This window comes from Anaerococcus sp. AGMB09787, from assembly GCF_022808955.1.
Taxonomy (GTDB): domain Bacteria; phylum Bacillota; class Clostridia; order Tissierellales; family Peptoniphilaceae; genus Anaerococcus.
In genome coordinates this window covers 73,610-95,175 of sequence record NZ_JAKZEY010000012.1, presented here as the reverse complement: position 1 = coordinate 95,175, position 21,566 = coordinate 73,610, and the positions used below count along the sequence as shown (strand labels likewise).

Annotated in this window: 19 protein-coding genes and 1 tRNA gene; 8 read left to right on the top strand and 12 right to left on the bottom strand. The window is 35.8% G+C overall.

The features are described 5' to 3' along the window. Positions 1–125: 125 nt before the first annotated feature. On the bottom strand, positions 126–614 hold the full coding sequence (locus MUN42_RS03980; protein ID WP_243343095.1) for a QueT transporter family protein: 489 nt from the start codon (positions 612–614) through the stop codon (positions 126–128). Positions 615–738: 124 nt separating this feature from the next. Between MUN42_RS03980 and MUN42_RS03975 the strand changes: the two genes are divergently transcribed. From MUN42_RS03975 to MUN42_RS03960, 4 genes are all read left to right on the top strand, one after another. Continuing rightward, positions 739–1,644 (top strand): C39 family peptidase, encoded by a 906-nt coding sequence (locus MUN42_RS03975; protein WP_243343094.1) that lies wholly within the window; start codon positions 739–741, stop codon positions 1,642–1,644. A 67-nt stretch (positions 1,645–1,711) separates the two neighbouring features. Beyond that, positions 1,712–1,787, top strand: a tRNA-Lys gene (locus MUN42_RS03970). 484 nt (positions 1,788–2,271) lie between these two features. Beyond that, positions 2,272–3,009: an ECF transporter S component gene (locus MUN42_RS03965; RefSeq protein ID WP_243343093.1), complete on the top strand. Its 738-nt coding sequence runs from the start codon at positions 2,272–2,274 to the stop codon at positions 3,007–3,009. 427 nt (positions 3,010–3,436) lie between these two features. Then, positions 3,437–4,045: an ABC transporter ATP-binding protein gene (locus MUN42_RS03960; protein ID WP_243343092.1), complete on the top strand. Its 609-nt coding sequence runs from the start codon at positions 3,437–3,439 to the stop codon at positions 4,043–4,045. A gap of 9 nt (positions 4,046–4,054) precedes the next feature. On the opposite strand, the gene MUN42_RS03955 is transcribed toward MUN42_RS03960, so the two are convergent. The 3 genes from MUN42_RS03955 to MUN42_RS03945 form a co-directional block, all read right to left on the bottom strand. Then, on the bottom strand, positions 4,055–4,363 hold the full coding sequence (locus MUN42_RS03955) for a DUF4298 domain-containing protein (protein ID WP_243343090.1): 309 nt from the start codon (positions 4,361–4,363) through the stop codon (positions 4,055–4,057). Between the two features lie 61 nt (positions 4,364–4,424). Beyond that, positions 4,425–5,801, bottom strand: coding sequence for a 23S rRNA (uracil(1939)-C(5))-methyltransferase RlmD (gene rlmD, locus MUN42_RS03950; RefSeq protein WP_243343089.1), 1,377 nt, complete (start codon positions 5,799–5,801; stop codon positions 4,425–4,427). Further along, on the bottom strand, positions 5,782–8,124 hold the full coding sequence (locus MUN42_RS03945) for an ATP-dependent DNA helicase (RefSeq protein WP_243343088.1): 2,343 nt from the start codon (positions 8,122–8,124) through the stop codon (positions 5,782–5,784). The genes rlmD and MUN42_RS03945 overlap by 20 nt, the downstream gene beginning before the upstream one ends. 175 nt (positions 8,125–8,299) lie before the next feature. Between MUN42_RS03945 and MUN42_RS03940 the strand changes: the two genes are divergently transcribed. Beyond that, on the top strand, positions 8,300–9,064 hold the full coding sequence (locus MUN42_RS03940) for an NADPH-dependent oxidoreductase (RefSeq protein WP_243343087.1): 765 nt from the start codon (positions 8,300–8,302) through the stop codon (positions 9,062–9,064). A gap of 44 nt (positions 9,065–9,108) precedes the next feature. Here the strand turns inward: MUN42_RS03940 and MUN42_RS03935 are convergent, their stop codons facing one another. The 8 genes from MUN42_RS03935 to MUN42_RS03900 form a co-directional block, all read right to left on the bottom strand. Next, complete coding sequence (locus MUN42_RS03935; protein ID WP_243343086.1) at positions 9,109–9,954, bottom strand: TPM domain-containing protein; 846 nt, start codon at positions 9,952–9,954, stop codon at positions 9,109–9,111. A gap of 8 nt (positions 9,955–9,962) precedes the next feature. Then, positions 9,963–10,547 carry a LemA family protein gene (locus MUN42_RS03930; protein ID WP_243343085.1) on the bottom strand — a complete coding sequence of 195 codons (585 nt, stop codon included), beginning with the start codon at positions 10,545–10,547 and terminating at the stop codon, positions 9,963–9,965. Positions 10,548–10,569: 22 nt separating this feature from the next. Beyond that, positions 10,570–11,070: an anaerobic ribonucleoside-triphosphate reductase activating protein gene (nrdG, locus tag MUN42_RS03925; protein ID WP_243343083.1), complete on the bottom strand. Its 501-nt coding sequence runs from the start codon at positions 11,068–11,070 to the stop codon at positions 10,570–10,572. Continuing rightward, positions 11,067–13,187: an anaerobic ribonucleoside-triphosphate reductase gene (gene nrdD, locus MUN42_RS03920; protein ID WP_243343082.1), complete on the bottom strand. Its 2,121-nt coding sequence runs from the start codon at positions 13,185–13,187 to the stop codon at positions 11,067–11,069. Before nrdD ends, nrdG begins: the two co-directional genes overlap by 4 nt. Positions 13,188–13,332: 145 nt before the next feature. Continuing rightward, a complete protein-coding gene (gene clpB, locus MUN42_RS03915; RefSeq protein WP_243343081.1) occupies positions 13,333–15,918 on the bottom strand; it encodes an ATP-dependent chaperone ClpB in 2,586 nt (861 codons plus the stop codon). Position 15,919: 1 nt separating this feature from the next. Next, positions 15,920–16,846 (bottom strand): DnaJ domain-containing protein, encoded by a 927-nt coding sequence (locus MUN42_RS03910; protein ID WP_243343080.1) that lies wholly within the window; start codon positions 16,844–16,846, stop codon positions 15,920–15,922. Between the two features lie 146 nt (positions 16,847–16,992). Further along, positions 16,993–17,511, bottom strand: a complete 519-nt coding sequence (locus tag MUN42_RS03905) for an adenine phosphoribosyltransferase (protein ID WP_243343079.1) — start codon at positions 17,509–17,511, stop codon at positions 16,993–16,995. A 79-nt stretch (positions 17,512–17,590) separates the two neighbouring features. Then, positions 17,591–18,448, bottom strand: a complete 858-nt coding sequence (locus tag MUN42_RS03900; protein WP_243343078.1) for an LCP family protein — start codon at positions 18,446–18,448, stop codon at positions 17,591–17,593. A 63-nt stretch (positions 18,449–18,511) separates the two neighbouring features. Between MUN42_RS03900 and MUN42_RS03895 the strand changes: the two genes are divergently transcribed. The 3 genes from MUN42_RS03895 to scfB all read left to right on the top strand — a co-directional run bounded on the left by MUN42_RS03895 (position 18,512) and on the right by scfB (position 21,532). Next, positions 18,512–19,861 (top strand): aminotransferase class I/II-fold pyridoxal phosphate-dependent enzyme, encoded by a 1,350-nt coding sequence (locus tag MUN42_RS03895; protein WP_243343077.1) that lies wholly within the window; start codon positions 18,512–18,514, stop codon positions 19,859–19,861. 30 nt (positions 19,862–19,891) lie between these two features. Beyond that, entirely contained in the window at positions 19,892–20,041 is a 150-nt protein-coding gene (gene scfA / locus MUN42_RS03890; protein WP_243343075.1) for a six-cysteine ranthipeptide SCIFF, read from the top strand. Positions 20,042–20,143: 102 nt separating this feature from the next. Next, positions 20,144–21,532 carry a thioether cross-link-forming SCIFF peptide maturase gene (scfB, locus tag MUN42_RS03885; RefSeq protein WP_243343074.1) on the top strand — a complete coding sequence of 463 codons (1,389 nt, stop codon included), beginning with the start codon at positions 20,144–20,146 and terminating at the stop codon, positions 21,530–21,532. The last annotated feature ends 34 nt before the right edge of the window (positions 21,533–21,566 follow it).

Sequence of the window (21,566 nt, the reverse complement as noted above, 5' to 3'; positions counted from 1 at the left end):
TGTACTAGTCTGCAGCATCTTTTTTTATTAAACTTTTATTATGTATGTAGGATTTGCTAAAATTAGGCATAATAAAAGACGAGGATATCTCCCCGTCCCTTTACTTTGGCATCCTTGATTTCTTATTAAAAATTTCTAATATAGGACATAAATCCTTGGTTCTTCTCAAGTATACTAAATAATATAACTCCTATAATACTTACCATAACGAACTCGCTCGCCATAAATTCTAAAATCATAAAGATTAGAACTGCATCATTAGCAAGAATAAAATAAGTTCCTAGAGCTGGCACTATAACCATAAGTACAGGCCACAAGGAAGCCATAAATAAAGTCTTGCTTCTCTTCATTAAGGTAAAGGCTATATATGATGATAGGGTACCAAAGGTAATATCAAAAAGTACCATAGGTGAGAATAAATTCGCAATAAAGCAACCTAGAACAAGTCCTGGTATAAATCTCTTATTATAAAATACTAATAAAACCATAATTTCTGAAAAACGAAATTGAATAGGACCAAAAGAGGCCACTGGAACTATGAGTGTTAGAACAGCATACAAGGCTGCTACTATAGCCGATTTGACAATAAAATTTGTGTTTAAATATTCTTTCATTAAATTCTCCTTGATTTTTTTTAAGTAATGGGTGCCAAGAAACATTACTCAAATATTATAATATAAAAAATAACTTTTTCAAGAGATCTTCCCTATTATGCCTGGCTTTAAAAGCTTTACCTCTATGAAAAACAAAAAATTAAGGTATGATTATCCTATGAAAAACAAAAAATATATATTTTTACTAAGCCTTATCCTTCTTACATCATGTAGCGATGATGAAAATATAGATGGATATCCTAGCGAGACTTCATCTATTATAGAAGATATAAAAAGCCTTAGTGAAAATACCTTCAACAAAACTAAAGAAATGCTTGGCAATATAATAAGCTCAAAGCCTGTACTAAAGTCAGATAACAAGGAAGAGATCAGGAAAAATTTGGAAAGTCTGGCTAGTAGCGATGAAAAGGCCAAGTGGGTCTATGATAACTTCTACGAGATAGATGATATTAGCGCCTACCTATCCGGTAATGATCCCGATACAGTAGAATTTATCTACAATACCAACAATGGAGTAACCGACTTCGCCTATAGCGAAGGAGAAAGTGAAGAAATCAATAGGTCTACCCCATACTACCTCCAACGGGACAACAGGTGGGCTTATGATGACCTTGGCTCTTCAAATATTGGCTATGCAGGTTGTGGCCCAAGCTCCATGGCCATGGTCCTAGGCAGGATAATGGATGATACTTCTATCACTCCAAAAACAGTTGCAGTAGATGCACAGCCTTATATGGTGGAAGAAGGTGTAAGCTGGTCATTTTTCCCAGACCAAGCTGCTAATCACAACTTGGCATGCGAGGATATAGCCTTGGATAAGGATGCCATGGTAGCTGCCCTAGACAATGGCCCTCTTATAGTATCAGTTGGCCCAGGCTACTTTACCTTGTATGGACATATTTTTGTAATTGATTCTTATGATAAGGGGAAATTTATAATAAATGATCCAAATAGTATCAAAAACACCCTTAGAAAGTGGTCCTATGACGAGCTAGAAGACCAGATTTTACACATTTGGTCGATCTATTAAAAACTTTCAAAAAAATATTTGACATGAGCTAAGATAGATGGTATTATATAAGGGTAGTCAAGAGCACGCACCATTAGCTCAGTTGGTAGAGCACCTGACTCTTAATCAGGGTGTCCAGAGTTCGAGTCTCTGATGGTGCACCACTTTAAAATAATATTTCATGAAAACCTATAAATTAATCTTTATAGGTTTTTTATTTGCCTTAAATTACAATCAGTTACCCACTAGACCCCTTTACGATTACCCACTAAGGATATTAATAGGATTTATTATGGTGCTGTTGCAAAACTATGAATAATCGTCGTCCCATCGTTAGAAGGTTCTCTTAGACAATTTGTTATATAGCCTGACAGCTCATGGAGCTAGCCTGCTGCCTAATATAGGTCAAATTATCGTGGAGGTTCTTATAAGGATTTTGGGACGATTTATTCATTCTACAACAGCCCCTTTAATATAGGTTTGCTATTCTTTGATTTTAAAATATTACAAAAATTTACCCTCTCTCCCATAAGTAAATATAATTTTATAAAAATTGTTAAAATAATATCAGAAAGTTAATTTTTTAACTTTACTTTTTTACTAGACACAGTATAATGCTCGTAAATAAAAATAAATTCGGAGGTTATCATGAATTTAAAAACTCGTAAGCTAACTCTAATAGCTATCTTGGGTGCTATAATTGTTGTTATGGGCCTTACTCCCCTAGGATTTATTCCCTTGGGTATATTAAGCATAACAACCATGCACATCCCTGTAATTATAGGAGCAGTACTCGAAGGTCCAGTAGTAGGTGGACTTGTAGGACTTATCTTTGGATTATTTTCTGTATTTAATGCAGTTACTAGACCTACACCTGTATCCTTCGTATTTTTAAATCCTATGGTTTCAGTTGTTCCCAGGATTCTTATAGGTGTAATTACAGGCTATGTTTATAAATTCTTGAAGGATAAGAATAACGATAAGTTAAAATTATTTATGAACATCTTTTGGGCCTTAGTTTCTGCCTTTATGGCTTATATGATTTATAAATCATTTAGTGGTGGAGCTTCCCTATCTAACAAGATTTTCTCAATCATCTTCTTTGCCATAGCCCTAGTAATGCTATACCTATCAGTTAACTACAAGAGGAAGGACTTTGCCCTAGCAGTTGCAGCCTTCTGTGGTACCTTTACCAACTCCATCCTAGTCCTTGGCCTTATATACCTTCTATATGCACAAAGATATGTAACAGCCTTGGGAGTAGCAAACGAAACTGCTGCAAAGGTAATATTCTCTTCCCTTATAACTAATGGTATACCAGAAGCTATTGTCGCTATTATTATAGCATCTTCAGTAGGCTACTCAGTACTTAAAAGAAGAAAATAAATATCAAAACCCTTAGCTAGTATAACAAACTATTCTATGTCTATAGTACTTGCTAGGGGTTATTTTTATTATAGATTGATTAAATTTGATACTATATAAAATTTATTTATCTAACGAACTTAAGGCACTGTCAAATTTTTTGTGTAAACTCTAACTTATAAAATTTGTAATTTTAGTTCTAATTCACCAGCTACTAGTATGTTTATCTTTATGAATATTATTAGTATTGTTTTTAACTTAATATTCTTCCACCTCCTTTACTCCGGCATAGATATAAGGTATTTCTTATTGAGCCTAATTATTCAACTTGTAATAAGTATTATAATTGTAAGCTATATCAGAATAAGTTATCAATAGAAAATATGGATGAATTAATAAGGGGGTAGGAAATGAAAATTGAATTAAAAACATTAATAAGTTTGTTAAGGTGAAAAATAAGAAGCTTCAAATCTTAGATGATATAAATCTAACTATAGAAGATAATACCAACTTATTTATAACAGGACCTTCAGGAGCAGGCAAGTCCACCCTCCTCAAGATCCTTGGCCTAATAGATCCTGATTTTGATGGATCTTATCTTATAAATGGCAAAGACATCAAAAGTTATTCTAAAAAGGACTTAAGAGAGATTAAGAAAAATAAATTTGCCTTTGTCTTTCAAGAATATGTCCTCCTAGAAGAAGAAAGTCTATTGAATAATCTAAAATTTTTATCTGATGACGTGGATAAAATATTAGAAATAAGCAAGGTATTAGAATTAGAAGACTACTTGGATATAGAAGTATACAAACTATCGGGTGGGCAAAGGCAAAGAGCTGCCATTGCTAGAGCTTTAAGTAGCCCTTGTGAGATATTATTTGCAGATGAATCCTTTAACTCCTTGGACAAAGAATTAACTAATAAGATATTAACTTATATCAAAAATTCTTCTATTAAAAACTTTATCCTAGTTAGCCATATGGAAGAATTAAAAGATTCGCTAAAATTTAAAACCATAAAACTTGATAAGGGCAAAATTCTATATTCTGATAAATAAAATAATTTATTATATTTCTCTATCTTGAAATATATCATTTGCTGTATTTAACAACTTCAAAGTTAAATCATAATGCTCTGTCATCAAATCATAAATGGCGTCTTCACTAAGGATGGTTTGGTCAACAGAAGGATCAAGGTCTTCCCTATTAGACTCATCCATCTCCTTTATAAAGTCTTCACTATAGTAATACTTAATAAGCCTCCTATAGTCATCTTTTTTGTCAATAAATTCATCCAAGACCTTATCAAGCCTAGATATAAGGTCGAGCTGGTCCCTATAAATTTTTGATAAATTGTTTAGTCTATCTATATCCATTCCTACTAATCCTCCTCTCTATTTTTTATCTTTATTTTAAGATCAATACTTCACAAAGAATTTATTTCTCATCTCTAGTTAATAGAGCTATAGTCTCCACGTGTCTTGATCTTGGGAATTGGTCGAAGATTTCGAAGTCTTTTATTTCAAAGCCTGCTTTTATGAAGTCTTTTAGGTTTTCCATTTGGGTTTTTGGGTTGCAGGAGATGTAGACAAATTTGTTTGCTTGGATTTTTAGGATTTTTTCTAGGGCCTTTGGGTTTATACCTGCCCTTGGTGGATCAAGGACTACTAGGTCGAATTGATCTCCTACTTTTTCTATCTCTTCTAGGACATCCCCACACAAGAAGTTGATGTTGTCAATCCCATTTAATTTTGCATTTTCCCACGCCTTGTCTACTGCTTCATTTACTATTTCTATGCCAGTCGCTGATTTGGCCTTACTTGCCATAACTTGGGTTATGGTTCCTGTTCCTGAATATAGGTCAAGGACATCCATTGATTCATCTACTCCAGCAAGGTCAAAGGCCTTTTGATAGAGTTTTTGGGCTGTGTAGACATTTGGTTGGAAAAAGGAGAAGGGTGATATATTAAATTTGAGGTCTAGCATAAGCTCTGTTATATATTCTTTGCCATATAAGAGCTTGATATCTTCAACTACCACAGCATCAGCTACTGAATCATTTATAACATGGAAGACTGATACAATTTGACCCTTTGTTTTTATATCCAAGAGGAAGTTTACAAAGAGTTTTTTCCTTATCTCATCAAAGCTTTCATCACTATTTGTTACTAGGACTACCATGATTTCACCAGTATAGTGGGCCTTTCTTATTATTAAGTGCCTTAGGAGACCCTCGTGGGTGTTTTTGTGATAAAATGAAGTCTTTCTCTCTCTAAAGTATTTTTGTACTTCAGACCTAATTGTATTAAAGTCTTCATCTATTATGTTACAATCAATAGGATTTACTATTTCATAGAACCTATTTTGCCTATGAAGACCTAGGATTAGCTCTCCTCCCTTAACCCTATCTCCAAAGGTGTATTCCATCTTGTTCCTGTAGCCACTATTTTTAGGGGCTTGGTTGATTCTTATATCCCCTTCAATATCTATGTCATTTTCCCTTATTAGGTCCTTTACCATCATAGATTTGACCATTAGCTCTGTCTCATAGGCTAGTTTTTGGTAGGCACATCCTCCACATATATCGGTATTGGGGCAGTGGCTAGTATTATTTTCTAGGTAGGAATGCTCAAGCAATTCTAGGTACTTGGCCTTGACCCTTATTTTATTTTTCTTTTGAGCTTTTACTCTAACTCTTTGCCCTAATACTCCTCCCTTAAACTCATAAAGCCTACCATTTTCGTCATAGCCCTGGGAAATATTCGGGTATTTCATATTTTCTATTTTTATTTCTTTAATCTCTTTTTTTCTCATTATTACTCCAAAACTTATTTATGTAGAATAGATCTTCGTCTTTTTTGTCTAAATATTTTATATTTTTCCAATAGCTAGGATACAAGTGTCTATACTTATCCCACCTATACCTATCATCAACTAAATAAACTATACCCCTATCTTCTTCACTTCTTATAACCCTCCCAGCTGCTTGGAAAACTTTGTTTAATCCTGGATAGGTGTAGGAATAGTCAAAGCCAGAAAGGCCTCTAGAGCCAAAGTGCTTCATTATCAAGTCTCTATCAAAGCTTACTCCTGGCATACCTACAGAGATTATCATAGACCCTATTAGCCTATCTCCAATTAGGTCAACTCCTTCAGAAAATATACCCCCTAGGACTAGGAAGCCGACTTTTGAAGAAGTCATGGAAAATTTCCTTAAGAACTTGTACCTATCTCTTTGACTCATAGAAGAATCTTGGATTAGAATTTTATCATCATAATAATCTTTGTATATCTCAGCTACTTCATTTAGGTATGCAAAGGAAGGGAAAAATATAAAATAATTGCCAGGCTTTGAAGTTACAAATTTGTTGATAGTATCGCAAATTTCTCCTATATTTGCCTGCCTGTCTCTATACCTAGTGCTGATTGACTTCTGTAAGATTAGTAAGTTTTCCCTATCAAAGGGGGAATCAAGTCTTAGTTTTAGGCTATCCTCTGCCCCTAGCATATCCATAAAAAATTTCATAGGAGCGAGTGTTGCTGAGAAAAATACTGTACTTCTACTATACTTGTACTTTTCCTTCAAAATCTTAGATGGATCGACACACTTTATTTCAAAGGTCTTGACCTGACTGCCCCTATCGTAGCTAATTACATTATAAAATCCTTCCATAAAACTATCTGATATCCTGAGATACTTGTTTATATCAAAGTATAGGTTTAAAATCTCCTCATACTTATCATGGTCTTTTTCTTCAACCAAGAACTTCTCCATAGACTTCTGGAGGCCAAGGAGCTTCTCATCTATTTCGTCTATGTGATTTTCTGTACAATATCTATCCTTTGACCCATATTTTATGTATGTTTGGTCAAAAAAGTCTATGACCTTATTAATATTTCTTCTAATTAGCCTATCCTTCTTTTCATCAAAGTATTCCTTGATATTGACAAAGCTCCCATCAGTAAAGGAAAAAGAATACATATCCCTAGACCTATCCAAGAGGTTGTGGGCTTCATCTATTAGAAAGACATAGTTTCCTACTATCTCATCAAAAAACCTCTTCAAATAAACACTCGGATCAAAGACATAGTTATAATCACAAATTATAAAATCAGAATAGGTGGCTATATCTAGCTCAAATTCAAAGGGACAGACCCTATATTTCTCTGAATAAGACCTTATGGTGTCAAAATCCATAATTACTTCTTTGGCTAAGATGTCCTTTAAGGCATCATTTACCCTATCGAAGTGTCCCTTGGCAAAGGGGCAATCATTAGGATTACATTTTACCTCATCATTAAGACATATCCTATCTTTTGACACAATTTGGAGGGCCTTTATATATAGACCTTTATCAACCATAAGGCTTAGAGCCTTGAGGGCTTCATTTCCGGTAGTTGTCTTAGATGTTAGATAAAATATTTTATCTGATAAGTCTTCTCCAAGTGACTTTATAGCAGGATAGGTAGATGATACGGTCTTTCCAATCCCAGTTGGAGCATCAATAAAGACCTTCTTTTCATCTAAGATAGACCTATAGATAGCAAGAGCCATCTTCCTCTGCCCCTTCCTATAGGTATCATAGGGAAAGTCTAGTCCCTTACAAGCCTTATTTCTTTTATCAAGATTGCTAGAGAGAATTTTTGAAAAGTTCAAGTATTCACTAAGTAGGCCCAGGTAAAATTCTTCAAGGTCAGTAAAGCAAAAGTCTTCTTTAAAAATTTTCGTACTATAATCTTCTGTGGATACATAGGTTAGGGTGATTGAAATATTTTCTAATTTTTTATCAGAAGAAAAGAAATAGGCATAGCACTTGGCTTGGGCCCAGTGGAGCTTATTTTCCCCATCAATATCTTCCAGGGGTCTTGTAGTTGACTTTATCTCATCGACGGTATAGGCCTTGCCTTCCTTAATGATGCCATCGGCTCTTCCCTCTACCTCAAAGTCCACTCCACCAAAACTTTTCGAATTTTTTAGGGAGTATTCCTTGATATAATTTTTCCCATAGGAGGCTTGGATTTTTTGATGAGCCCTGATTCCCTTTAGCATTCTTTGATTATCTCTAAAGCTAGTATCTATGTCACCAGACCTCATAACATATTCTATTAAATTCCTCACAGAAGTTTTAATTACCATATAAATCACCTAATTAAATTATAACATAAGAGTCTGGTACAGACCATTTTTAGGGGATGTACTTTGCTTATATAAATATTTTGAAGGATTTTTGATTTATATTTTAACTAAAGAATCATTTCTAGTTGATTTTCTAGCTTCTTGGGTATATGTCTAGTAAAAGAAAGGAGCTTCTATGGAAAATATAGTTGATTTGGCTTTAAGTCACAGAACCATTAGAGAATTTAAGGATGTTAAGGTAGAAGATGATATCATAAATAAGTTGATGGAGGTTGCCATCCATACTGCAAGTAGTAACGGCTTGCAATTATCTTCAATTATTAGAATAACTGACCAAAAGATAAAAGAGGAGCTTTCAAAAATAGGTAATCAGCCTTATGTGGCTAGGGCACCTGAGATATGGATCTTTATCGTAGACCTTTATAGAAATTATAATGTAGCCAAGGAAATGGGCCTAGAAAATGATTTGATGCTAAACTTTGATTCATTCATACAAGGTTTCTCAGACTCTATGATAGCTGCTCAAAACGTGGTAGTAACAGCAGAAGCTTTGGGACTAGGTACTAATTACTACGGCAATATCCACAATGATGATGCTAGGATAATTGAACTACTTAACTTACCAAAGTACACCTTCCCTGCAGTGGGCCTAGGTTTTGGCTATCCTAACCAAGATCCCCAATTAAAACCAAGACTCCCTAAGGATCTTAAAGTTTTTGAAAATTCTTATGAAAAGTTCGATAGTTATCTAGATTCTTTAAAAGATTATGATGATGAGATGGAAAATTATTATGATCTTAGAAATAATGGTAAAAAAAGTGAAAGCTTTACTTCCCAAATACCTAAAAAACAAGCAAGTTCCATCTTTGATAGACCAAAGATGTTTGAGACAGCCAAAAAGCAAGGCTTCTTATTTGATAATAAGTTAGTCAAAGAATAGAAAAATTAAGCCCTTGTAAGTTAATTCCTACAAGAGCTTTTTTATTAGAAGGACCTACTAGCGCCTCCTCCACCGGAGCTACCTCCTCCACCAGAGAAGCTTCCACCTGAGAATCCTCCTCCAGATGACCAGCCCGACCATGAGGAGAATGAATCATCATCGTAGTCATCGTCATCATCAAGGTTATTAAAAGGGGTCCAATAAGTTCCAGGATAATATCCGCCCCTACGGTAGATCCTCCTGCCACGATTTCGCCTAGAAAATAGACTAAGCATAAAAAAGAAGGTAAAGATTATAAATACTGCTCCTATTATCGTAGCAAAGGTATTATCTTCCATATTGTCTTGGTAGTAGCTATAATCTCCATTGAGTTCTACTCCATATTCTGTGGCAATTTCAGAAATTACAGCATTGAATCCTTCCTTAAGGCCCATTGAATAGTCCCCATTTTCGAAAGAATCCATCATAAAATTATCGATTATCCTACCGACCTTACTATCGTTTAGCCTTCCTTCTAGGCCGTAGCCAGTTACTATAGCTACCTGCCTCTTATCGGTATTCTTATCTTCAAGGAATAAAATCAAGGCTCCGTTGTCTTCATCTTTATCCCCTATATTAAGGTCATTAAAGATTGTAGTTCCATAATCTAGGGCTTCTAATCCATCAGGATTATCTAGACTCATTACTAGGACTTGAGCGCCTGTCTTGGTCTCGATTTCTTTATTTACTTTGATGATATGAGCCTTGGTTTCATCATCTAAAATATTAAGCTCATCATAGTAGTATTCTCTAACTTCTTCCTTTAAGCCTTGAGCTAATGATAAGCCCGGCAAGAAAATTATTAGCAATAGGCTAATAAGGCTTAATTTGATTGCCCTATTTTTTGTCATACTTTCACCTAGTTATTAAAATCTACAACTGGCGCTTCTTTTGCACTTTCGTCAGCCTTAAAGTATTCAGCTTCATCAAAGCCTGTTATGTTTCCTATAAGGTTTGTTGGAAATCTTACAAGTTTTGAATTATAGGCTTGGACAGCTTCGTTATAGTTTTTCCTCTCTACAGAAATCCTGTTTTCTGATCCTGATATCTCATCCATCAAGGCAACAAATTGGGTGTCTGCCTTAAGGTCTGGATACCTCTCTACCACTACATTTATATCTCCTATAGCCCTACTAACAGCTTCATTAGCTGCTGCAAGTTCTTCTGGAGAATCAGCTTCACTAACTCCCGCCCTTGCATTGGTTACAGCCTCTAGAGTTTCACTTTCGTGATTTGTATAGCCCTTTACGGTATTTACAAGGTTTGGAATAAGATCAGCCCTTCTTTGAACAACATTTTCTACTTGTGCATAGGACTTGTTGACTTCTTCCCTACTTGTAGCAAGGTTGTTATAAGTTGGAACTGTTATTGCGATAATCGCCACTACTACTACAATGATAACTATAAGTACAGCAGAAAATCCACTTTTTCTTTTTTCAGTCATAATGCCTCCTTATTTTATATGATTATTTATACCCATCTAACCATATTATTTCATTAGAAGCTAAACTTTTTCTTACATCAATTATTCTTTGGTTAGATGATCCTCTAAATTTAAGTTTTAAATCCTTCTTCTCTTCAATAAATTCTCCATCAACTAGGACATCTATTTGCTCTAAGAGCTTCCTAGCTAGGGGAATATTGGCAAGAACTTCGAAGGTAAAGCCAGTATAGACCCATATAGACTTTTGGCTATATTTTCTTATCTTATTAATTACTTCACTTAGTCCTAGAATATTTTCAAAAGGCTCTCCACCAAGGACAGTAAGGCCCTCTACTTCTTCTAGGGATAGGTAGTCTATAATTTTTGAACTAGCAAGCTCATCCCAGACCTTTCCATAATTAAAATCCATGTAGTCCTTATTAAAGCAATTCTTACAATTACGATCGCAGCCAGTTAGGAAAAAGCTCGTCCTAATCCCTGGCCCATTTGCGACATCGTATTTTCTTATTTGTCCATACTTCATATATGAAGGACCCTGGCCTTTATTTCTTTGGTCCTGCCCTCATTCCAGAAATTCTCTCCTAGATAGCCACAAGTTCTTCTTACTACTGTGAGGGTGTTCCTATCTCTATTGCCACAATTTGGGCAATACCAGTTATTATCATCATCTAAGAGGATCTCTCCATCATAGCCACACTCTCCACAATAATCGCTTTTGGTATTAAACTCTGCATATTGGATATGGTCATAGATATACCTTATCATTGTCAATAGAGCTTCGATATTGTTAGTCATATTAGGTATTTCTGCATAGGATATGCATCCACCAGTAGATAGATTTTGGAAGTCAGCTTCAAAGTTAAACTTATCAAAGACCGATATCTCTTCCCTAACATCCACATGGAAGGAATTTGTATAAAATCCCTTGTCGGTTACATTTTCAATTGTGCCAAATCTTTTCTTATCAATTGATGCAAACCTGTGAGTTAAATTCTCTGCAGGTGTCCCATATACTGCATAGGCTATCCCATATTCCTTGGACCATTGTTCTTTTTTCTTATTAAGGACCTCCATTATTTTCATGGCAAAGTCGTGACCAACCTTACTAGTATGGGACTTGCCAGTAACTAGAATACTTGCTTCATAGATACCTATATAGCCAATAGTTACAGTCGCATAGCCATTTTCAAGGAGTGGCTTTATAGATTCCCCACTATTAAGCCTTGCTATGGCTCCATGTCTAAAGTGGATAGGAGATGAGTCTGCTGTTACCTTGGATAAATGCTTGTATCTAAGAAGGCCAACTCTTTTAACTAATTCCAACCTCTTATCTAGGATTTCGAAGAACTTATCATAGTCTCCCCTAGCAAGGATTCCTATTTGAGGGAGGTTTATGGTGCATACTCCCATATTGAACCTACCATCGAACTTGTAGTCTCCCTTTTTATCCTTGTAAGGAGGCAAGAAGGCCCTACAACCCATAGGAGAAAATACATTTCCCTCGTAGTTTTCCCTCATAATCTTGGCACTTATATAATCTGGATACATTCTCTTGGCAGTGCATTTGGCTGCAAGTTTTGTTAGGTAGTAGTATTTCGAATCCTTATTTATGTTGTTTTCATCTAGGACATAAATTAACTTAGGGAAGGCTGGTGTAACATAGACTCCCTGTTCGTTTTTGATACCCTCTATCCTTTGATTTAGTATTTCTTCTATAATCTTCACAGTTTGATCAAGGTTCTCATCCTTTTCATCTGTGTGCATGAAGAGGGTAACAAAGGGTGACTGACCATTGCTGGTCATTAAGGTATTTATTTGATATTGGATAGTTTGTATACCTGACTCTAGGTCCTTTTTGGTAAGGGCCTCTGCCATATTTTTTGCTAACTCCTCGTCTCCTAGCGTATTTCTAGCTAAGTCTAGATTTTTTTCGTAGGATTTTTTTAGGTAGAGACTTAGGCAAGAAATATTTATAGACTGACCACCGTATTGGTTACTAGCTATCTGTGCTATGATTTGAGTCATAACATTGCAGGCTACTTGGAAAGACTTAGGGCTTTCGATAAGTTTTCCATTAACAACAGTTCCCTTATCTAGCATATCTTTCATATTTACCAGGCAACAGTTAAATATTGGCTGGATAAGGTAGTCTAGGTCATGGATATGTATGGCTCCAGATTCGTGGGCCTCTACTAGGTCTTGGGGGATGAGCTTTCTCTTGGCTATGTCTTTTGCAACTTCCCCTGCTATAAGGTCTCTTTGAGTTGATGCTATTAGGGCATTCTTGTTGGAATTTTCGTCCATGACTTCGATATTGGTTTGGTTTAAAAGCCCCAGGATGTCATCATCTGATGTATTTACCTTCTTCTTATAAGAAAGGATTGACTTATAGGACCCATAAACTTCTGCTGTCGCTAAATTATTTCTTTTCTTTAGCCCATCAATTACCATTTCAGCAATTTCTTTTGTCGATACTCGGTCTTTATCTTTAATTATATCTCCAATATGATCAGTTATTTCTTCTGCCTGATTTATGACAAAAAATCCTGATGGATCATTCATGGAGTTTTTTATTGAATTTATTGTATTGTTTTTATTAAAAGGGATTCTTCTCCCATCCTTCTTTATAACTTCTACCACAATCTACTCCTCCAAATTTTTTCTACCTATACTATACCATATGTAGTTGCACTTTGTAAATAACGCACTAGATATAGTGGTTTAAAAAAACTAAGAGGATTGGTTAAAATAAAGCTCCCCAAGGATTTTCCCCAGGGAGTCTATCTTAATTTATATCAAAAGTTAATTCCTTATTATCATTTAGGATTAGGGTAGCTGTATCTTTTTCAGATAGTTTGCCTTCTAGGATCAATTTACCAAGTCTTGTTTCAACTTCTCTTTGCAAGAATCTCTTAACAGGTCTTGCTCCGTATTCTACGTCATAGGCCTTGGCTAGGATATATTCCTTGGCTGGACTTGATATTTTAAGAGTGATATTCTTATCCTCTAGTCTCTTACCTATATCTTCTATTTGTAGGTCTATAATCCTGTATACTTCTTCACTTGTAAGCGGAGTAAACATTACAATATCATCAATCCTATTTAGGAATTCTGGCTTAAAGGAAGATCTTAGAAGAGCATATACCCTTTCTCTAGCTTCCTCATTTATACTTCCATCGTTATTTAGTCCATCTATTAGGTATTGAGACCCTATATTTGATGTCATAATGATAATAGTATTCTTGAAGTCAACAGTCCTTCCTTGGCTATCTGTTAGTCTACCATCATCCAAAACTTGGAGCAAGATATTAAAGACATCTGGATGGGCCTTCTCAATTTCATCGAAGAGGATTACTGAGTATGGCTTGCGTCTGACTGCCTCTGTTAGTTGGCCACCTTCTTCATAGCCAACATAGCCAGGAGCAGCCCCTATTAGCCTTGATACGCTATACTTTTCCATGTACTCGCTCATATCTATACGGATCATATTCCTCTCATCATCAAACATAGCCTCGGTTAGGGCCTTGGCAAGTTCGGTCTTACCTACTCCAGTAGGTCCTAGGAAGATAAAGGATCCTATTGGTCTATTTTGATTTTTGAGGCCACTTCTTGCCCTTATTATGGCATCTGTTACAGATGCTATGGCTTCCTCTTGGCCTATTACCCTTTCATGAAGTTTGTCTGGTAGGTTGAGAATCTTGGTCCTTTCACTTTCTACGAGTTTACTTACAGGAATCTTGGTCCAGTTGCTTACAACGTCTGCCACATCCTCTTCTGTAACAACTTCCTTTATTGACCTATCTTCCTTGCCATTTGAGGCCTCATTGGCAAGTTCTAGTCTTTGCTCGAGTTGGGGAAGTTTGCCGTATTTTAGCTCAGAAAGTTTTTCAAAGTCATAATTTCTTTCTGCCTCGTCTATTTGGTTTTTGACCCTGTCAATTTCCTCTTTTATATTTTTAACATCATCTATGGCAGATTTTTGCTCTTGCCACTTCATAAATTCTTGGTCATATTTTTCGGAAAGGTCGGCCAATTCTCTTTCCAAGTCTTCCCTTCTCTTCACAGAATACTCGTCCTCTTCTTTTTTGAGGGCTGTTATTTCGATTTGAAGTTGGAGGAGCTTTCTCTTTTGCTCATCTATATAGTTAGGCATGGTGTCTATCTCAGTCCTAACTGTGGCGCAGGCTTCATCCATCAAATCTATGGCCTTATCTGGCAAGAACCTATCGGTTATATACCTATCAGAAAGCTCTGCTGCAGCTATTACTGCATTATCAGAGATTCTAATACCATGATAGATTTCGTATTTGTCCTTGATTCCTCTTAGGATACTTATGGTACTTTCAACAGATGGTTGATCCACCATTACCTTTTGGAACCTCCTCTCCAAGGCCCCATCTTTTTCTATATATTGCCTATATTCATTAAGGGTTGTAGCTCCTATTACCTTGATTTCGCCACGAGCAAGCATCGGTTTCATAATATTTGAGGCATCCATGGCCCCTTCACTTTTACCAGCTCCTACTATATTGTGGATTTCATCAATAAACATTATAATTTGGCCCTCAGACTTTTGAATTTCTTCCAATACTGCTTTTAATCTCTCTTCAAACTGACCTCTATACTTGGCCCCTGCTATTAAGGCTCCCATATCTAGGGAAAATATAGTCTTACCTTGGATAGGCTCTGGCACATCGTTATTTACAATCCTTTGGGCAAGGCCTTCCACTATGGCAGTCTTACCAACACCGGGTTGGCCTATGAGGACTGGGTTATTTTTCTTACGACGGGATAAGATCCTAAGGGCATTTCTAATCTCGCTATCCCTGCCTATAACTGGGTCGATCTTTCCTTCCTTAGCCTCTTGGGTTAGGTTTCTACCAAATTTTTCTAGGGGATTGGTAGTTTCTTCAGGATTATCGTTGGTAACTTTTTGACCTTTCCTGACATTTGAGATAGAATTTTTAAAGGACTTGTAGGTAAGATTATAGTCCTTATTTAGTGAGTTGAGGTCAGTCTTTTCCTTTAGTAAGGATAAGAATATATGCTCTGTTGATACATAGCTATCCCCCATAGCCTTAGCCTCATCTTCAGCCTTAAAGAGGATTCTTTGGTATAGCTGAGATGGGTAAATATTACCATTTCCATCTTGACTAGGCATAGCTTCTACCCTGTTTAAAATCTTATTCCTGTAGCCTTCATAGTCCACATCCATGGACTTTATTATTTGACTAACTATAGAATCTGAAGAGTTCACTAGGGCATAGGCTAGGTGAATCTCATTTACTTCAGGATTTGAATTTTTTATAGCTAGGGCTTGGCTATCATTGATTGCTTCTTGAGATTTTTGTGTAAATTTTTTAATATCCATATTAAGCCTCCATTGCTTGTAAGTCTTTGTAAAGTTTCTCAGCTTCTTCACTTAAGGAGCTTGGATTTTCTATAATAATTTCTAGGATCAAATCTCCCCTGTTGCCCTTCCTATCTTCATATCCCCTATTTTTTAGTCTAATTTTACTACCTGTATTTACCTTCTCTGGGATATTTACCATAAAGGACTTACCGAGATTTGAGATTTTTTTCTTGGCTCCAAAATATGCTTCCCATGGCGTCATCTTGACTTCCTTGATTAGGTCAATTCCATCAAGTCTAAGGCCCTCTTCGTCTTTTATTTTTACCTTGACTACTAGGTCTGCATCTATGCCATATCTACTAGCATCGATCTTTATCTTGTTATTATTTTTGATTCCCTTAGGAATATTAACATCTATATCTATTAAATTGCCACCGGCCTTTATACTGACTTTCCTGGTAGTTCCCTTTAAGGCTTCTTCTAGGGATATAGTTATGGACTTGTTGAGTACTTGCTTGTTTTTCTTGGAAAATCCATTACCAAAAGAAGAAAACTTGCCTGTCCCACCACTCTTCCTGGAAGAATTAGAAAAGCTTCCAAAAAGAGTGTCAAAAAAGTCGGAAAAACCGCTAGAATTTTTATTTGTGTATGTGTAAGTATTGCCTCCAAAATTTCCAAAATCAAAGCCGAAATCTCGAGGATCGAAGTTTTGACCTCCTTGGAAATTTGCATTTTGACCAAACCTATCGTACTTATCTCTCTTATCCTTATCTGATAGAACTTCATAGGCCTCATTTATTTCTGTAAATTTCTTTTCTGCTTCCTTATCATTTGGATGAAGGTCTGGATGATATTTCTTGGCTAATTTCCTATATGCACTTTTAATTTCATCGGGACTTGCGCTTTTTTCAACTCCCAATACTTCATAATAATCTCTAAATTTCATAATTACCTCCATCGTCTTTGACCATCTCTGACCTTACGATTATTATACTAAGTCCTTAAGATTTTTCAAGTCAACTTGTGGATAAGTAAAATTTCTATATCTTAACCTATCTTTCCATCAAAAAAGCCTCTCTAGGAGGCCATTCTTTAGTGGTGGTATTTAACTATAGATATTATATCGTAGTCCTCTAGGACTGCTTTTCCCTCAAGGCTTGTTAGCTCTATTAAAAACTCAAAGGCTGAGACCTCTCCACCTAAGCCTTCAATAAGCTCTGCTGCAGCCTTGGCACTTCCACCTGTTGCTACTAAGTCATCTATTATAATGACCTTATCTCCTTCCTTGATAGAATCTTCGTGCATTTCTAGCTCACTTGATCCATACTCTAGGTCGTAGGAAACTTTTTTGGTATTACCTGGTAGTTTGCCCGGCTTTCTTATAGGAATAAATCCCTTATTTAATCTATCTGCAAGGGCTGCCCCGAAGATAAATCCTCTTGATTCTATCCCTACTATATAGTCAAAGTCATATTTTTCTAAAGGTCTTGCCAATTCATCTATAGCTTCTCTAAAAGCTTCCCTATCTTTAAGTAGGGTTGTTATATCCTTAAATGATATCCCTTCTTCTGGGTAGTCCTCAATAACTCTAATTTTTGATTTTAAATCCATTTTATCCTCCAATAAGATCACTAGTGATATTATACGATAATTTATATAAATTGCCCTTAAGAATGTTAGCTATTAATTTTTAGTAAGCAAAATTATAGAGGTAGTCCCTCCTAATCTCTTCAATAGATTCATCGTATATATCGTAATAACTTATTCCGTCTATATCTACTACTTCTCCATAAAGTTTGACTTTATTTATATCTTCCTTGTTGACTTTCTTTAAGCTCATACCCAGGCTTACAAGCTTGGAAAAGGGAATATTTGTTTCTATATGGGCTCTGGCTGCTAGGTAGGCTAGGGGAAGCTTAGGCAGATTTTTCATCTTGGTAGCTTCCTTTATTAATTGGCCCATAAAGTCTTGCTGAGTATCAATCCTACCAAGGTCTGCATTATTGTATCCCTTCCTAAATCTCACATAGTTTAGGGCCTCATCTCCATTAAAATGGTGGATGCCAGGCTCTATGTCCATAGCATAGGCAACATCCTCACTTACTTCTATATCTACACCCCCTAGGGCATCTATGGCCTTTCTTACTCCCTCAAAGGAAATTACTAGGTACTTGGATAGGTCTATCCCCAAAAACTCTCTTATGGTCTCCATAGTGAGATCAATTCCCCCATAGGAATGGGCTGCATTTATCTTATCCATTGACCCATTTATATAAACAAGGCTATCTCTAGGAATAGAAATAAGATCTATAGAATTATCTCCTTCATCGACTTTAACTAGCATTAATGTATCCGTCCTAGTTCCTTCCTTCTCTCCAGTAGAATCGACCCCTCCTAGCAAAAATAAATATTCATCACCACTTGTGAGGTTCCCCTCTTCTGCCGAATTCCTAAAAAAGTCAATAACTAGTAGAATTCCAGAAAATAAAACTGCAAACATCAAAAATATTAATATTATCTTTAAAAATCTCTTGAAATTTTGACTCATACTTATCTCCTACCCCTATTATATACTAAGAAAACTTTAGGGTAAAGTATAGGTGAGGTAGCTATGTTAAAAGAAAAATTAGACCAATACTTAAAGGAAAATTACTATCCCTTCCATATGCCTGGCAACAAAAGATCAGAATTACTTGATCAAAGACTGGGCTATGGAAGAGATCTAACAGAGATAGAAGGCTTTGATAACTTAAATGATCCCAAGGATTTATTTATAGCAATGCAAAATAAACTTGCAGAAATTTATAGAGTGAAAGAAGCCCTTATTACGACAAATGGATCAACTAGTGGCATCCTTTCATCAATTCGTGCCATGACCAAGGATAATAAAAATATATTAGTGCAAAGATCCGCCCACAAGTCTGTATACAATGCCATAGAATTATATGACCTTGATGCTGACTATCTTGAAGTAAGGCTAGATGAAGTAAATGCAGTTAAGGATATAAATTATCAAAAGCTCGAAAAAATACTTGCTGAGAAAGACTACGGATCCCTAGTCGTAACTTCACCATCATATGAGGGGTATATTCTAGACTTAGATAGGATTTATGACCTATGCCAAAAGTATAAGACAAAGCTCTTAGTAGACCTCGCCCATGGTAGCCACTTGCTCCTAAATAAGCTCTACACAAATAGCTTTGATGTGGCAGTAACATCCTTTCATAAAAACCTATCTTCCCTCACACCTAGCGCAGGTCTCCTCATAAATGATAGGGGGCTGTTTGATGAAATAAAGAGAAATCTAGCAATTTTTCAAACATCTTCTCCCTCCTACCTAATCCTCCAAAGTATAGATGAGATGATAGAAAACTTTGGAAAATTCTATGACTTATATGAGAAATTAGACAATAAGCTAAATAAAATTTATGGTCTCGAACTTAAAAATTTAAAAATAATAGACTATGATAAAAAAGATAGGTCCAAGATCTTAATTTCTACAAAAGACACGACTATATCTGGTAAAATCCTAAGAAGATTACTTCGTGATAGAAAAATAGAAGTCGAGATGGCTTATCCAGAATACGCCCTCCTTATTGCGACAATCTTTGATATAAATGAAGGATTTGATAGACTAAGCCAGGCCTTGGTAGAAATTGATAAGGAGATAAATAAAAAAGAATTCCCTAGGCAAGTCTCAATAAATATCCCCAAGAAAAAAATGAAAATTTATGAGGCTGTATCATCAAATAAGGAAAAGACACCACTTGATGAAGCCCTAGGAAAGATTTCTAGCCAATACGTCTATGCCTATCCACCAGGAATTCCCCTACTTGTGCCTGGAGAAGTTATTGACAGAGAAGTTCTTTCCACTATCTCCTACTTTAGAACAAATGATTTTGATTTAAATATTGATGGAGAATTTATTTATACAATAATTGACAAAGTTAATAAAAACTGATATTATTAAGAAAAGAAAAGGAGAGTACATATGAAAAGAATTGTAACTTTAAACACAAGAAATCTCCACAAGAGCAAGAAAAACGGTGGATGTGGCGAATGTCAAACATCTTGCCAATCAGCTTGCAAAACAAGTTGTGGTGTAGCTAATCAAGAATGTGTTAGCAAAAAAAATAAATAATTGATTTTGACTTATCTAGGGACCATCCTTAGATAAGTTTTTTATTGTGTTATTTTTTGTTAAATTATTTTCACTACTTTCAATTTAAACAAAGGAGATATTATGATTCACCAATACAAATCCCATGGATTTAATATTGTTTTAGATATATATAGTGGCTCAGTTCACGCTGTTGACGATGTAACTTATGATACTATTGGCTTATATGAAGAAAATGATAAAGACCATATAAGAGAAATTATTACAGAAAGATATAAGATTTCTGATGAAGAATTTGAAGCAGTCTACCAAGAAATTAAGGACCTAGAAGACGAGGGTTTCTTATTTTCAGAAGATATCTACAAGGACCTTGCTATAGATATAGTAAATAGACCTACCCAAATCAAGGCCCTCTGCTTAAATGTTGCCCACACCTGCAACCTTTCCTGTGAATACTGCTTTGCCAAGGGTGGCAAGTACCATGGCCCAGATGCCATTATGAAAAAGGATGTGGCAAGGTCTGCCATAGACTTCCTTATAGAAAATTCTGGTAGCCACTACAATCTAGATATTGACTTTTTTGGTGGAGAACCCCTACTAAACTTTGACCTAGTAAAAGATACCGTAGACTATGCCAGGTCCAGGGAAGAAGAATATAACAAGCACTTTAACTTTACCCTTACAACAAATGGTATGCTCTTAGATGATGAGGTGATTGACTACCTCAATGAAAATATGAAAAATGTAGTCCTATCCCTAGATGGTAGAAAGGAAAAACATGATGCCTTCAGAAAAACTATAGCTGGTAAGGGATCTTATGATACAGTAGTGCCAAAGTTCCAAAATTTCGTCAAAAAACGTGGCGATAAGGAATATTATATGAGGGGAACCTTCACAGCCAACAACCTAGACTTTACTGAAGATATCAAAACCTACCTAGACTTAGGTTTCAATAGAACTTCCCTAGAGCCAGTTGTAGGTAATCCTGACGAACATTATGCCCTAAGGGATGAACACCTCGATACAATCTATGACCAATACGAAAAATTGGCAGATATGATGATGGAAAAAATTGACTCAGACGAAGAATTTACCTTCTACCACTATATGCTAGACCTAGAAAATGGTCCTTGTGTCCACAAGAGGATATCAGGCTGTGGATCCGGTACAGAATATATGGCAGTAACACCTACAGGAGACCTTTACCCTTGCCATCAATTTGTGGGTAATGAAGATTTTCTTCTAGGTAACTTAGATGATGGAATAGTTAGAACTGACCTAGTAGGTCAATTTAAGCAATGTAATTGCTACTCTAAAGAAGAATGTAGGTCTTGCTGGGCCAATATGTATTGCTCAGGAGGTTGTGCGGCCAATTCCTACAATGCTACAGGTGATATAAATAATACTTATGAATTTTCTTGTAAGCTCTTTAGAAAGAGAATAGAAATGGCCATAGCCATCAAGATTTATCAATATATGAAAGAAGCTGAAAAAGAAGATAATATAGCATAAAATATTACAAATTAAAAGAGGTCCGCTTAGTTGG